Origin of the sequence: Massilia sp. TWR1-2-2 (genome assembly GCF_049897565.1) — a bacterium.
Taxonomy (GTDB): domain Bacteria; phylum Pseudomonadota; class Gammaproteobacteria; order Burkholderiales; family Burkholderiaceae_D; genus JAFCUW01.
On the sequence record NZ_JAFCWM010000002.1, the window covers coordinates 248,308 to 261,044 of the forward strand.

The 12,737-nt window shown below is 65.9% G+C and carries 14 protein-coding genes; 6 read left to right on the forward strand and 8 right to left on the reverse strand.

Annotated features, from left to right (window positions below):
- Window positions 1-59: 59 nt before the first annotated feature.
- The 8 genes from ACP7DD_RS03045 to ACP7DD_RS03080 all read right to left on the reverse strand — a co-directional run bounded on the left by ACP7DD_RS03045 (window position 60) and on the right by ACP7DD_RS03080 (window position 5,595).
- Window positions 60-302 carry a GNAT family N-acetyltransferase gene (locus tag ACP7DD_RS03045; protein ID WP_426173231.1) on the reverse strand — a complete coding sequence of 81 codons (243 nt, stop codon included), beginning with the start codon at window positions 300-302 and terminating at the stop codon, window positions 60-62.
- Window positions 214-555, reverse strand: a complete 342-nt coding sequence (locus tag ACP7DD_RS03050) for a hypothetical protein (protein ID WP_426173327.1) — start codon at window positions 553-555, stop codon at window positions 214-216. The genes ACP7DD_RS03045 and ACP7DD_RS03050 overlap by 89 nt, the downstream gene beginning before the upstream one ends.
- A complete protein-coding gene (locus tag ACP7DD_RS03055; protein WP_426173232.1) occupies window positions 552-1,373 on the reverse strand; it encodes a Rossmann-like and DUF2520 domain-containing protein in 822 nt (273 codons plus the stop codon). Before ACP7DD_RS03055 ends, ACP7DD_RS03050 begins: the two co-directional genes overlap by 4 nt.
- Window position 1,374: 1 nt before the next feature.
- Window positions 1,375-1,956: a DUF924 family protein gene (locus ACP7DD_RS03060; RefSeq protein ID WP_426173233.1), complete on the reverse strand. Its 582-nt coding sequence runs from the start codon at window positions 1,954-1,956 to the stop codon at window positions 1,375-1,377.
- 23 nt (window positions 1,957-1,979) lie between these two features.
- On the reverse strand, window positions 1,980-2,726 hold the full coding sequence (locus ACP7DD_RS03065; RefSeq protein WP_426173234.1) for an MgtC/SapB family protein: 747 nt from the start codon (window positions 2,724-2,726) through the stop codon (window positions 1,980-1,982).
- A gap of 20 nt (window positions 2,727-2,746) precedes the next feature.
- Window positions 2,747-3,010 (reverse strand): hypothetical protein, encoded by a 264-nt coding sequence (locus ACP7DD_RS03070; protein WP_426173235.1) that lies wholly within the window; start codon window positions 3,008-3,010, stop codon window positions 2,747-2,749.
- The gene (locus ACP7DD_RS03075) at window positions 3,011-4,828 is read right to left on the reverse strand and encodes an aminopeptidase P family protein (RefSeq protein ID WP_426173236.1); all 1,818 of its coding nucleotides are present in this window, start codon (window positions 4,826-4,828) and stop codon (window positions 3,011-3,013) included.
- Window positions 4,829-4,908: 80 nt separating this feature from the next.
- Window positions 4,909-5,595, reverse strand: a complete 687-nt coding sequence (locus tag ACP7DD_RS03080) for a Crp/Fnr family transcriptional regulator (protein WP_426173237.1) — start codon at window positions 5,593-5,595, stop codon at window positions 4,909-4,911.
- A gap of 145 nt (window positions 5,596-5,740) precedes the next feature.
- Here ACP7DD_RS03080 and ACP7DD_RS03085 point away from each other — a divergent pair, with 145 nt between their 5' ends.
- The 6 genes from ACP7DD_RS03085 (at window position 5,741) to ACP7DD_RS03110 (ending at window position 12,729) form a co-directional block, all read left to right on the forward strand.
- The gene (locus ACP7DD_RS03085; RefSeq protein ID WP_426173238.1) at window positions 5,741-7,708 is read left to right on the forward strand and encodes an AMP-dependent synthetase/ligase; all 1,968 of its coding nucleotides are present in this window, start codon (window positions 5,741-5,743) and stop codon (window positions 7,706-7,708) included.
- Between the two features lie 5 nt (window positions 7,709-7,713).
- Complete coding sequence (locus ACP7DD_RS03090; RefSeq protein WP_426173239.1) at window positions 7,714-8,511, forward strand: ABC transporter ATP-binding protein; 798 nt, start codon at window positions 7,714-7,716, stop codon at window positions 8,509-8,511.
- Window positions 8,512-8,534: 23 nt separating this feature from the next.
- Window positions 8,535-9,431 (forward strand): branched-chain amino acid ABC transporter permease, encoded by an 897-nt coding sequence (locus tag ACP7DD_RS03095; RefSeq protein ID WP_426173240.1) that lies wholly within the window; start codon window positions 8,535-8,537, stop codon window positions 9,429-9,431.
- The gene (locus ACP7DD_RS03100; RefSeq protein WP_426173241.1) at window positions 9,432-10,490 is read left to right on the forward strand and encodes a branched-chain amino acid ABC transporter permease; all 1,059 of its coding nucleotides are present in this window, start codon (window positions 9,432-9,434) and stop codon (window positions 10,488-10,490) included. It abuts the gene before it with no gap.
- A 52-nt stretch (window positions 10,491-10,542) separates the two neighbouring features.
- Complete coding sequence (locus ACP7DD_RS03105) at window positions 10,543-11,844, forward strand: ABC transporter substrate-binding protein (protein ID WP_426173242.1); 1,302 nt, start codon at window positions 10,543-10,545, stop codon at window positions 11,842-11,844.
- A 69-nt stretch (window positions 11,845-11,913) separates the two neighbouring features.
- Window positions 11,914-12,729: an ABC transporter ATP-binding protein gene (locus tag ACP7DD_RS03110; RefSeq protein ID WP_426173243.1), complete on the forward strand. Its 816-nt coding sequence runs from the start codon at window positions 11,914-11,916 to the stop codon at window positions 12,727-12,729.
- Window positions 12,730-12,737: the final 8 nt, after the last annotated feature.

A 12,737-nucleotide genomic window follows, 5' to 3' on the forward strand; every position in this document is an offset into this window, starting at 1 on the left:
TGCGAATTTCCGCGTTTGTCGATGCTTGCCTGCATCTTTTTTGCAAGATGGCAACACTATCAGGGCCGCAGCCAAGCCATCACGGTATCGTCCTCCGCTACGCCGAGTGCATTGTTGACGCGCCCGCGCAGGCGGCCTTCTTCGACGAAGCCGAGCGAGCGGTACAGGCCGCGCGCGCGCTCGTTCGACACCCGCGCAAACAGCTCGACGCGGTCAATGTGCGGCATGTGGTGGGTCACTTCGTCGAGCAGCGCCTGGAACAGCGCGCGGCCGACGCCGCGCCCCTGCGCCTGTGGCGCCACCGCGATGGTCAGCCGCCAGCAGATGCGACAGCGAGGCGATGCCCGGGCCGGATGCGTCGATCTCGCCGAGCATGCGGCCGCCCTCCTCCCACACCAGCTCGACGCCGTCGGCCGCCGCCCGGCGCATGAAGCCGCCGACGTAGTCGTCGGTCACCTCGCCCGGCGTGCGCGCGATGGCGTCGGGCGTGGCCGCCACCAGCCGGTACAGCGCGACGAGCTGCGCGTGGTCGCCCGCCACGGCTTTCCTGATCATCGGTCGCGCCGCGCCAGGCTGGTGGTGGCCACCGCCAGCGCCCGATACAGCTCACCGGTCGGCGCATCCCAGCCGTCCAGCGCCGCCTGCTGGCGCGCCACGGTGGCGACGTCGCCGCGCGCGATGGGCCCCATCAGCGATGGCCGCGCGCCGAGGCGAAACACGTTCTCCAGCGTTTCTGTCGCCAGCGGCCGCGCCAGTTCACGCGCCACCTGCTCCGGAATGCCGGCCGCCTGGTAGGCGCGTAGCGCCGCATCCATCAGCGTGACGAGGTAGTTCGAGGCGATCACCGAGGCGGCGTGATAGACCGTCTTGGCGGCGGCGTCGATCGGCACCAGGCGCGCGCCGATCAGCGCCAGCGCCGGCTCGAGCAGCGCCAGTGCGCGGGCGTCGCCTTCGATGCCGCAGAACGTGCCGGCAAAGTCGCGCGCCACGCCGTCGGGGTCGGCGAAGCTGCGCACCGGGTGCACGCTGGCCGTCAGCGCGCCTTCAGAGGCGGCCGCCTGCAGCGCCGCCGACGATTTGGCGCCGCTGCAGTGGAACACCAGCGCGCCGTCGAGCATGCCGGCATCGGCCAGCGCCGCGCACACCGCTTCGATCTGGTCGTCGCCCACCGCCAGCATGACGGCGTCGGCGCGACGCAGGTCGGCCAGTGCGCCGACCGCGCGGCCGGCGCCGATGAAGCCGACCGCGTCGACCGCGCTGGCGGCAGAGCGGGTCAGCACGTCGCGTACGTCGAACGCGCCGCTGGCAGCGAACAGGCGCCCCAGCACGCGGCCGAGATGGCCGGCGCCGACGATGTTGAGCGTTTGCGGCATGTCAGAATCCCGATCCGGGCTGGCTCAGGTACTCGAGTTCCTCCGGCGTCGACGCGCGGCCAAGGATCGCATTGCGATGCGGGAAGCGGCCGAAGCGCGCGATCACGCCGCGGTGGCGGTGGGCATAATCGAGCGTGCTGTCGAAGTCCTGGTCGTTGGCGGCGGCCAGCGCGGCGAACAGCGTCACCGCCTTTTCCTGCATGCCGGCGTCTTCAGCATGCTCGAACGGCATGTACGCAAAGGAGCGCTGCAGCGGCGTCAGGCTCTGGTGACCGCCCGATTCGACCAGCTCGGTGGCCGCTGCCAGCGCCAGCGCGTCGCCGCCGAACGAAGCGCTCTTGCCGCGATAGGCGTTGCGGGTGAACTGGTCGAGCACCAGGATGCGCGCCAGCGTGCCCTGCGCGCCTTCATGGTCCCATTCGCGCAGGCCGCCTGCCACTGCCTGGTCGATGACGGCGCCGAAACGCTCGGCGATGGCGGCGTCGAAGCGTTCGTCCTTCCTGAACCATTCAACGCGCGGCTTGCCGTGGCTTTGCGCGCCAGGCGGCAGGAACCAGAAATCGAGTACTTCTTGTGGACTCATCGAGACCGCCTTCGTGTGGGGGATCAATTGCGGGCGTGCGATAACTGGAAGGTGTCGATGCCCTCGAACCTGGCCAGTTCGGCCGCCAGCATCGACAGCGGCATGCCGCTCTTGCGCGACAGTGCCAGCACGACGAAGCGCCACTCCTGGCAGCCGTCGGTGCCGCCGATCGCCATGGTGCCGCCGGCGATTTCGTAACCGCGTTCGAGCGCCACGCGGCGCAGCGTCGATTCGAGCGGCACGAAGTCCTGCTTGAAGCGCATCATGACGGCCAGCGCATGGCGCGACGGCAGGAACGCCTCGATCTTGTGCAGGTAGATCATGATCATCGACGCCATGAACGCCAGCCCCATCGCCGCCATGTAGAAGCCGACGCCGACCATGATGCCGATCACCGACGACGCCCAGATCGACGCCGCCGTCGTCAGGCCGCTGATGTTGAAGCCTTCGCGCATGATCACGCCGGCGCCGAGAAAGCCGATGCCGGTCACGACGCCCTGGATGATGCGGGTCGGGTCGGCCACGCTGGCCAGCGCGCCGCCATGGCCGCCGTACCAGAACTCGGGATAGCCGCCGATGATCGTCAGCGCGGCCGACGCCATGCACACCAGGCCATAGGTGCGCATGCCGGCGGCGCGGCCATGGTAGGAGCGCTCGTAGCCGACCAGCAGGCCAAGCAGCAGCGCGCCCAACAGGTTCAGCAGGATCAGGCCATTGGTGGCCAGCTCGCGCTGGGTCCAGTAGGCGGCCAGCATTTCAAATGTGGGCATTCGGGTTCTTTCAGTGTCGCTTACGACGGTTTTTTCTTGACCAGCTGTTTTTCGAACGCGACATCGAGCTTGCTGACGCGCTTCGGCGTCTGTGGCCCGAGGCTGTTGACGAAGGCGGCAAATTCGGCCAGTTCGAGCGGCTCGCACAACGGCGTCCCGCCCGGCTTCCCGGACAGGAAAAACAGGCCGTCGCCGGTGACCGACATGGTGTAGCCGGCGTTACCGCTACGTAGCTTGAGCCGGTCGACGGCATTGCTGCCGCGGGTGGAACGTAGACCCTTCATTCAGATCTCCTCGGTGCGCTCGTCGAGCCAGGCGCGGGCGGCGCCATCGACGTGGGGCGCCAGGCGCGCGCGCACCGTCGCGTGATAGTCGTTGAGCCACTTGGTCTCGTCGGCGCGCAGCAGCTGCAGGTCGAGCAGGCGGGTGTCGATCGGGCACAAGGTCAGCGTCTCGAAGTCGAGGAATTCGCCGAACTCGGTGGCTTCGGCGCTGCGGTTCAGCACCAGGTTCTCGATCCGGATGCCCCAGCGGCCGGGCCGGTAGATGCCCGGTTCAACCGACGTGATCATGCCCGGCTCCATCGCCGTATGCGGCTCGGGCATGCTGGTCGCGGAAATCGACTGCGGCCCCTCGTGCACGTTGAGGAAGTAGCCGACGCCGTGGCCGGTGCCGTGGCCGTACTCGTTACCGGCGGCCCAGATCGGCGCGCGCGCCAGCGCGTCGAGCATCGGCGACTTCGTCCCGCGCGGGAACTGCGCCGAAGACAGCGCGATGACGCCCTTGAGCACCAGCGTGAAGTCGCGCTTTTGCGCGGCGGACGGCGTGCCGATCGGGACCACGCGGGTGATGTCGGTGGTGCCGCCAAGGTACTGGCCGCCGGAGTCGATCAGCAGCAGGCCATCGCCTTCGATGTCGGCGTGCGAGGCCTCGGTGGCGCGGTAGTGCATGATCGCGCCGTTCGCATTGAAGCCGGCGATGGTGCCGAAACTCGGGCTGACGAAGCCGGGCCGGCGCGCGCGCGCGGCGCAGATGTGAGTGTCGATATCGAGTTCGGTCGGCGGGCCGCGGCGCTTGTCGGCCAGGCGCACGTCGAGCCAGGCGAAGAACTCGCACAAGGCGGCGCCGTCCTGCTCCATCGTGGCGCGCACGTGGGCCGCATCCTGCTGCGTCTTTTTAGATTTGGCGAAGGTGCTCGGGTTGACCGCTTCGACCACCTTGACGGCGGCCGGCACCGCGGCGCGCATGCCGGCGGTGATGCGGCGCGGGTCGACCAGCAGCACTTCGCCGGCGCCAAGTTGCGCCAGCGCCGCTTCGGCCTGGCCGTAAGGCGCCAGCTCGACGCGATCGAGGCGCAGCCGTTCGGCGACATCGGCCGGCACCTTGCCGTCGGCGACGAACAGCGTCGCGCGATCGGGTCCAATCAGCGCGTGCGACAGGAACACCGGGTTGTAGTTGACGTCGGCGCCGCGCAGGTTGAACAGCCAGGCGATGTCGTCCAGCGTCGAGATGAAGTGGCCGGTCGCGCCCATCGTCGCCATCGCCGCGCGCACCTCGGCCAGCTTGTCGGCGCGCGTGGTCGACGCGTACGGCGCGGCGTGCTCGAACACGGGCGCCGCCGGCAGCGGCGGGCGCTCGCTCCAGACTTCATCGAGCAGGTCGATGTCGGTGCGCAGCACGATGCCACGCTCGCGCAGCGCGTCGGCCAGCAGGCGCGCGGTCGACAGGCCCAGCACGCGGGCGTCGACCGCCACCGTCTGCCCGCTGTGCAGGTTGGCGGCCAGCCAGTCGACGTACAGCAGGCTGGCGCCGGACGGGATTTTCATCAGGGCGATATCGCTGCCGGCCAGTTCCGCTTCGGCCTGGGTCCAGTAGCGCGCGTCGGTCCAGACGCCTGCGAACGCGGCGGTGGCGATGAAGGCGCCGACCGAGCCGGTAAAGCCCGACAGCCATTCGCGGCCCTGCCAGCGGCCCGGCAGGTATTCGGACAAGTGCGGGTCGGCCGACGGCACCAGGATGGCGTCGATATGCTCGCGCTGCATGACGGCGCGAAGCTGCGCCAGTGCCGCGGCGCGCTCGGAAGTGGTAAGTGAATTATGCATGGTCCTATGATACCCCGTCAGGGCGCGCCTGTCGTCCTCGCCCACGCAGGGTAATCAAACCTTCGCCGCTAACCTTGAACTCAAGCTCTGAAGTGGCGCAGCCCGTCGAGGTCGATCACGCGGATGCCGCCGTAATCGAGCGCCACCAGACCTTCCTTCTCGAGCAGTTGCAAGGACTGGTTGGCGCGCTGGCGCGAGGCGCCCGACAGGTAGCCGATCTCCTCCTGCGAGATGTGCACCATCTTCTCGAGCCCCGGGTACAGGTGCGAGTTGAACATCGCGGCCAGGCAGCGCGCCACGCGCGTGTCGATGTCGAGCGTGCGGTCGTTTTCGACCAGGCCGATGAACTGGCCGAGCCGCTCGTTGAGCTGCATCAGCAGAAAGCGGTTGAACGGCAGGCTCGTTTCGAGCAGCCACTCGAACGTCTCGCGCGGCATGCGCGCCACGCGCGTGTCGCGCAGCGCCATCACGTCGTACTTGCGGGCCTGGTCCTTGAGCAGCGAACCTTCGCCAAACCAGCCGCCGGTCGGCACGCCGGCAAACGTCACGCTCTTGCCGCCCGCGGAAAAATTGTTGATTTTAACCAAGCCCTCGATGATGCCGATCCAGCTTTCCAGCGCCTCGCCCTTGCGGCAGACGAAGCCGCCCTTCGGCACGAACTGCTCGTGGCAAGCGGCCTCGACCTGAACCATTTCGGCGGCCGACAGCGACTGCGCCCAGATGGTCTGGCGCAGGTGTTCGGTCAGCGTTTGTGTGGCAATGTTCATTTGTGCGACGCACCATCGAAAGTCACGCAATTGTCACCCAAAAGACAACATGGGAATCAACCGCAAGCTAATATCATCACACAAAAATGTACCGGCCCGGCTTTTTTGACAGACCAGGCGAGGCGCAATTACAGGAGGGGACGAAGTGAACACATCGGACAGCGCGACGCTGCAGACGAATCTGCAGACCTTTCCGCGGCGCCTGCGAGCGCACGGCGAGCTGCGCCCGGCGCGGCCCGCATTCCGCGAAAAGCACCTCGGCATATGGCAGACCTGGAGCTGGCTCGAGGTCAACCAGGAAGTGCGCGCGATGGCCTGCGGCCTGGCCTCCCTCGGCTTCGAGCGCGGCATGAACCTGGCCATCGTCGGCGACAACCGCCCGCGCCTGTACTGGGCGATGCTGGCCGCGCAGAGCATCGGCGGCGTGCCGGTGCCGCTGTACCAGGACGCGCCGGCCGCCGACATGGCCTATGTGCTGAACGACGCCGACATCGCCTTTGCCATCGTCGAAGACCAGGAACAGGTCGACAAGCTGATCGAACTGGCGGCGCTGTGCCCGCAGATCAAGCACATCGCCTTCGAGGACGAGCGCGGCATGCGCCACTACAAGCAGGCCGGCGTGATCGCGCTGGCGCAGCTGCAGGAACTCGGGCGCGCCTGGGACAAGGCCAATCCGGGCGCGTTCGACGCGGCGGTCGAAGCCGGCCAGGCGTCCGACCCGGCGATCATCCTGTACACCTCCGGCACCACCGGCAAACCGAAAGGCGTGGTGCAGTCGCACGCCGCGCTGCTGTCGGCGGGCACCGGCGGCGTCGCCTTCGACAAGCTGACCGACCACGAAGACATCCTGTCCTACCTGCCGATGGCGTGGGTCGGCGACTGCCTGTTCTCGCTGGCGCAGGCAATGGTGGCCGGCTTCACCGTCAATTGCCCGGAGTCGGGCGACACGGTGCTGACCGACCTGCGCGAAATCGGACCGACCTATTATTTCGCGCCGCCGCGCGTGTTCGAGAACATGCTCACCAGCGTGATGATCCGGATGGAAGACGCCAGCGCCATCAAGCGCCGCATGTTCCATCACTTCATGGCCGTGGCGCGGCGCTGCGGCTCGAATATCCTCGACGGCAAACCGGTGGCGGCAAGCGACCGGCTGCAGTACGCGATCGGCCAGGCGCTGGTGTACGGCCCGCTGAAAAACGTGCTGGGCCTGTCGCGCGTACGCGTGGCCTACACCGCGGGCGCGGCGATCGGCCCCGACCTGTTCCGCTTTTACCGCTCGATCGGCGTCAACCTCAAGCAGCTGTACGGCTCCACCGAAACGTGCGCGTATGTCTGCCTGCAGCCGGACGGGAACATCAAGTTCGACAGCGTCGGCCTGCCGGCGCCAGGCGTCGAGGTCAAGCTGGCCGATAACGGCGAAGTGCTGGTCAAGTCGGTGGCGACAATGGCCGGCTACTTCAAGCGCCCCGACGCCACCGCCGAAGTGATCGACGCCGACGGCTACTTCCACACCGGCGACGCCGGCATGTTCGACCGCGACGGCCACCTGAAGATCATCGACCGCGCCGCCGACGTCGGCAAGCTCAATGACGGCGCCATCTTCGCGCCGAACTACATCGAGAACAAGCTGAAGTTTTTCCCGTTCGTCAAGGAGGCGGTCGCGTTCGGCAATGGCCGCGACCAGGTCTGCGCCTTCATCAACATCGACATGGAAGCGGTCGGCAACTGGGCCGAGCGGCGCAACATCGCCTACTCCGGCTACACCGACCTGGCCTGCCATGCGCAGACCTATGAACTGGTGCGCGACTGCGTCGAGAAGGTCAACGCCGACCTGGCGTCCGAGCCGGGCATGGGCGCCACCCAGATCCACCGCTTCCTGGTGCTGCACAAGGAGCTCGATCCCGACGACGACGAACTGACGCGCACGCGCAAGGTGCGGCGCAAGTTCATCGCCGAAAAATACGCGGTGCTGATCGAAGCGCTTTATACGGGCAAGACGTCGCAGTTCATCAGCACCCAGGTCAAGTTCGAGGACGGGCGCACCGGCGTTGCCAGCGCCGACCTGCGCATCGCCGAGGCGAAGACCTTCCCGCAAGTGGAGGCGGCAGCATAATGGAAATGAACCAGCAATCACTGGCGCGCAAGATCGGCCCGGTAATCCTCGACCTGAACGGCATCTCGCTGTCGTTCGGCGGCGTCAAGGCGCTGACCGACATTTCGTTCGACGTCAGGCAGCACGAGATCCGCGCCATCATCGGCCCGAACGGCGCCGGCAAAAGCTCGATGCTGAACGTGATCAACGGCGTGTATCGCCCGCAGCAAGGCAGCATCATGCTGCGCGGCGAGAGCCGCAAGAACATGGACTGCTACAGCGCCGCCAAGGCCGGCATCGCGCGCACGTTCCAGAACATCGCGCTGTTCAAGGGCATGACGGTGTTGGACAACATCATGACCGGCCGTAACCTGAAGATGAAGTCGAACTTCCTGCTGCAGGCGCTGTACTGGGGCCCGGCGCGGCGCGAGGAGATCGAACACCGCGAAAAAGTCGAGGAGATCATCGACTTCCTCGAGATCCAGGCGATCCGCAAGACACCGGTCGGGCGCCTGCCGTACGGCCTGCAAAAACGGGTCGAGCTGGGACGCGCGCTGGCGGCCGAACCGGAGATCCTGCTGCTCGACGAGCCGATGGCCGGCATGAACGTCGAAGAGAAGCAGGACATGTGCCGCTTCATCCTCGACGTCAACGACCAGTTCGGCACGACCATCGTGCTGATCGAGCATGACATGGGCGTGGTGATGGATATCTCCGACCGCGTCGTGGTGCTCGACTACGGCAAGAAGATCGCCGACGGCACGCCCGATGAAGTACGCGCCAACCAGGAGGTCATCCGCGCCTACCTGGGCGCGGAACACTAGGACGAATCGATGGGAACCTTACCATGAGCTTTTTCTTTGAAGTGCTGATCGGCGGCCTCCTCTCCGGCATCATGTATGCGCTGGTGGCGATCGGCTTCGTCCTGATCTACAAGGCGTCCGGCGTGTTCAACTTTGCCCAGGGCGCGATGGTGTTCTTCGCCGCCCTCACCTGCGTCGGCATGGTCGACAAGTTCGGCGTGCCGATGTGGCTGGCCATCGTGCTGACGATGGTGGTGATGGTGGTGCTCGGACTGGCCATCGAGAAGGTGGTATTGCGGCCCTTGGTGAACCAGCCGGAGATCACGCTGTTCATGGCCACCATCGGCCTGGCGTTTTTCATCGAGGGCCTGGCGCAGCTGATCTGGGGCTCGCAGGTGCACAAGCTGACCCTGCCGATCGAGGACGTGCCGATTCCCTGGCTGCTCGACAGCTACAACATCATGGTGTCCAAGTTCGACGTCACCGCGGCGGCCATCTGCGCGCTGATGGTGACCGCCCTGGCGCTGCTGTTCTCGAAGACGAAAATCGGCCGCGCCCTGCGCGCGGTGGCCGACGACCATCAGGCCGCGCAGGCGGTCGGCATCCCGCTGCAGCAGATCTGGGGCGTGGTGTGGGCGGTGGCCGGTCTGGTCGCGCTGGTGGCGGGCCTGCTGTGGGGCGCCCGCAACGGCGTGCAGTTCGCGCTCACCTTCATCGCCCTGAAAGCGCTGCCGGTGCTGATCCTCGGCGGCTTTACCTCGGTGCCTGGCGCGATCGTCGGCGGCCTGATTATCGGCGCGTCCGAAAAACTGGCGGAAGTCTATATCGGCCCGATGGTCGGTGGCGGCATCGAGGGCTGGTTTCCGTATGTGCTTGCGCTGCTGTTCCTGCTGGTGCGCCCCGAGGGGCTGTTCGGCGAAAAAATCATCCGGAGAATATAGATGTTGTATCGTGAAGCGGGGCAGTTCAAGACCTCCTACCAGGCCGACAACCAGATTTTCCCGATCCGGCAGGACCGCATCGCCATCGCCAGCGTGGTGCTGGCCGCAGCGGTGCTGGTGCCGCTGTTCGCCACGCCCTACATGCTGTCGGCGATCCTGATCCCGTTCCTGATCTTCGCGCTGGCCGCGCTCGGCCTGAACATCCTGACCGGTTACGCCGGCCAGCTCTCGCTCGGCACCGCCGCCTTCATGGCAGTCGGCGCCTACGCCGCGTTCAACTTCATCGCCCGCGTGCCTGGCCTGCCGCTGCTGGTCGCCTTCGTGCTCGGCGGCCTGTGCGCCGCGCTGGTGGGCATCGTGTTCGGCCTGCCGTCGCTGCGGGTGCGCGGCTTCTACCTGGCCGCCTCCACCCTGGCGACCCAGTTCTTCGTCGTCTGGTGCCTGACCAAGATCCCGTACCTGACCAACTACAGCTCCTCGGGCGTGGTGACGGTGCAGAAGATGCAGATCTTCGGCTACGAGTTCAGTTCGCCGGCCAGCAAATACCTGCTGGTGCTGGGCATCGTCGCCTTGCTGGCGCTGCTGGCCAAGAACATGATCCGCTCGAACGTCGGGCGGTCCTGGATGGCGATTCGCGACATGGACATGGCGGCCGAGGTGATCGGCTTTCGGCCGCTGCGCACCAAGCTGCTGGCGTTCGCCGTCAGCTCGTTCTACTGTGGCGTGGCCGGCGCGCTGTACGCCTTCGCCTATCTCGGCACGGTGGAACCGGAAGCGTATAACCTCGACCTGTCGTTCCGCATCCTGTTCATGATCATCATCGGCGGTGTCGGCTCGATCCTCGGCTCCTTCCTCGGCGCCGCCTTCATCGTGCTGCTGCCGGTGTGGCTGAATATCTTCGGCCACTTCCTCGGCCTGCCGACCAGTTTTGCATCGAATCTGGAATTAATGGTGTTTGGCGCGTTGATCATATTTTTCCTGATCGTGGAGCCGCACGGCCTCGCGCGCTTGTGGCAAGTGGGTAAAGAGAAGTTGCGCCTGTGGCCGTTCCCGCATTAAAGGCTGAAGGCACGCAATCGCAGTCAACGTAGTGAAAAAAGAGGAGACGATAATGAAGGGCTTTAAAACGATCATGCTGTGCGCGGCGCTGTCGGGCGCCTTTACCCAGGTCGCGCAGGCGGCCGACCAGTTCGTGGCGCTGCCGTCGTACCGCGTCGGCGCGTATGCGGCCGGCGGCTCCGGCTTTTACGGCGGCGCCATCGACTACTTCAACCTGGTTAACGCCAACGGCGGCGTCAACGGCGTCAAGATACTGTGGGAAGAGTGCGAGACGGAGTACAACCCGTCGCGCGGGGTCGAGTGCTACGAGCGCCTGAAGACCAAGAACGGCGGCGCCACGCTGATCGAGCCGCTGTCGACCGGTATCGCCTACGGCATCCTCGACCGCGTCGCGGTCGACAAGATCCCGATGACGACGCTCGGCTACGGCCGCTCCGACGCCGCCAACGGCAAGGTGTTCCCGTATATTTTCCCGCTCATCACCAGCTACTACAACCAGGCCGCCGGCATGATCAAGTACCTGGGCGACAAGGAAGGCGGCTACGCCAAACTGAAGGGCAAGAAGATCGCCTACCTGTACCACGATTCGCCGTTCGGCAAGGAAGCGATGCCGGTGCTCGATGCACTGGCAGCGCAGCATGGTTTCGAACTGCTGAAGATCGCGGTCGCCCCGCCGGGCAACGAGCAGCAGTCGCAGTGGCTGCAGATCCGCCAGGCCAAGCCTGACCACGTGATCCTGTGGGGCTGGGGCGTGATGAATTCGGTCGCCATCAAGACAGCGCAGCGCAACGGCTTCCCGCGCGAGAAGATGCTGGGCGTGTGGTGGGCCGGTTCCGAGGAGGACACCATCCCGTCGGGCGACGCCGCCAAGGGCTACACCGCGATGACCTTCAACACGCCGGGTAACTACCCGCTGATCGACGACATCCGCAAGAAGGTGTACGCGGCCGGCAAGGGCAACCTGGCCGACCAGGCCCGTATCGGCTCCGTGTATCACATGCGCGGCATGACGATGGGGATCCTGTGGGTCGAGGCGATCCGCACCGCGCAGGACAAGTACGGCAAGGGCAAAGTGATGACCGGCGAGCAGATTCGCTGGGGCCTTGAGAACCTGAACATCGACGCGGCGCGCCAGAAGGCACTCGGCGCGTTCGGCATGTTCCCGACCGTGAAGACCAGCTGCGACGACCATGAAGGTTCGGGCGCCGTCAAGGTTCAGCAGTGGGACGGCACCAAGTGGAAGGCGATCACGCCGAACTGGATCGTCGGCGACAAGGCGCTGACGCGCAAGCTGATCGACGACTCCTCGATGGCGTATGCCACCGAGAAGAAAATCACGCCAGCGTGCCTGTAATCACGATCTACCTTCGCCTCCCGCGCCAATTGGTGCGGGAGGCGGTTCCTGCCGAATACTGAAGAAGCCATGACAAACGCCAGCCAGCCCTACCTGTCGGTGAATAACATCGAAGTCATCTACGACCACGTGATCCTGGTCCTGAAGGGCGTGTCGCTGCAAGTCCCGAAAGGGAAAATCGTCGCCCTGCTGGGCGCCAACGGGGCCGGCAAGTCGACCACGCTGAAAACCATTTCGACCTTGCTGCGCGGCGAGCGCGGCGACGTCACCAAGGGCGAGGTTCACTTCAACGGCGAACGCATCGACCAGCTGACCCCGAACGCGCTGGTCAAGCGCGGCCTGTCGCAAGTGATGGAGGGTCGCCACTGCTTCGGCCACCTGACCATCGAAGAGAACCTGCTGACCGGCGCCTACACGCGCTCGATTTCGCGCGCGGAGTTGAAGGATTCGCTCGACGCGGTGTACCACTATTTTCCGCGCCTCAAAGAGCGCCGCACCAGCCAGGCCGGCTACACGTCCGGCGGCGAGCAGCAGATGTGCGCGATCGGCCGCGCGCTGATGGCCAAGCCATCGATGATCCTGCTCGACGAGCCGTCGATGGGCATCGCGCCGCAGATCGTCGAAGAGATCTTCGACATCGTCAAGGACTTGAACCAGAAGGAAGGCGTGTCGTTTCTGCTGGCCGAGCAGAACACCACGGTGGCGCTGCGCTACGCCGACTTCGGCTACATCCTCGAGAACGGCCGCGTGGTGATGGAAGGCGCGGCCGCCGACCTGGCCGCCAATGAAGACGTGAAAGAGTTCTACCTCGGCGTGTCCGGGGCGGGACGCAAGAGCTTCAGGGACATGAAATTTTACCGCCGCCGCAAACGCTGGCTCGCTTGAGGAACACC

What these genes read in the sequence shown, in the direction of transcription:
- ACP7DD_RS03110 (WP_426173243.1), top strand. Translation starts at nt 11,914, where the DNA reads ATGACAAACGCCAGCCAGCCCTACCTGTCGGTGAATAACATCGAAGTC.
- ACP7DD_RS03050 (WP_426173327.1), bottom strand. Translation starts at nt 555, where the DNA reads ATGATCAGGAAAGCCGTGGCGGGCGACCACGCGCAGCTCGTCGCGCTG.
- ACP7DD_RS03070 (WP_426173235.1), bottom strand. Translation starts at nt 3,010, where the DNA reads ATGAAGGGTCTACGTTCCACCCGCGGCAGCAATGCCGTCGACCGGCTC.
- ACP7DD_RS03080 (WP_426173237.1), bottom strand. Translation starts at nt 5,595, where the DNA reads ATGAACATTGCCACACAAACGCTGACCGAACACCTGCGCCAGACCATC.
- ACP7DD_RS03095 (WP_426173240.1), top strand. Translation starts at nt 8,535, where the DNA reads ATGAGCTTTTTCTTTGAAGTGCTGATCGGCGGCCTCCTCTCCGGCATC.
- ACP7DD_RS03105 (WP_426173242.1), top strand. Translation starts at nt 10,543, where the DNA reads ATGAAGGGCTTTAAAACGATCATGCTGTGCGCGGCGCTGTCGGGCGCC.
- ACP7DD_RS03090 (WP_426173239.1), top strand. Translation starts at nt 7,714, where the DNA reads ATGAACCAGCAATCACTGGCGCGCAAGATCGGCCCGGTAATCCTCGAC.
- ACP7DD_RS03075 (WP_426173236.1), bottom strand. Translation starts at nt 4,828, where the DNA reads ATGCATAATTCACTTACCACTTCCGAGCGCGCCGCGGCACTGGCGCAG.
- ACP7DD_RS03100 (WP_426173241.1), top strand. Translation starts at nt 9,432, where the DNA reads ATGTTGTATCGTGAAGCGGGGCAGTTCAAGACCTCCTACCAGGCCGAC.
- ACP7DD_RS03065 (WP_426173234.1), bottom strand. Translation starts at nt 2,726, where the DNA reads ATGCCCACATTTGAAATGCTGGCCGCCTACTGGACCCAGCGCGAGCTG.
- ACP7DD_RS03060 (WP_426173233.1), bottom strand. Translation starts at nt 1,956, where the DNA reads ATGAGTCCACAAGAAGTACTCGATTTCTGGTTCCTGCCGCCTGGCGCG.
- ACP7DD_RS03055 (WP_426173232.1), bottom strand. Translation starts at nt 1,373, where the DNA reads ATGCCGCAAACGCTCAACATCGTCGGCGCCGGCCATCTCGGCCGCGTG.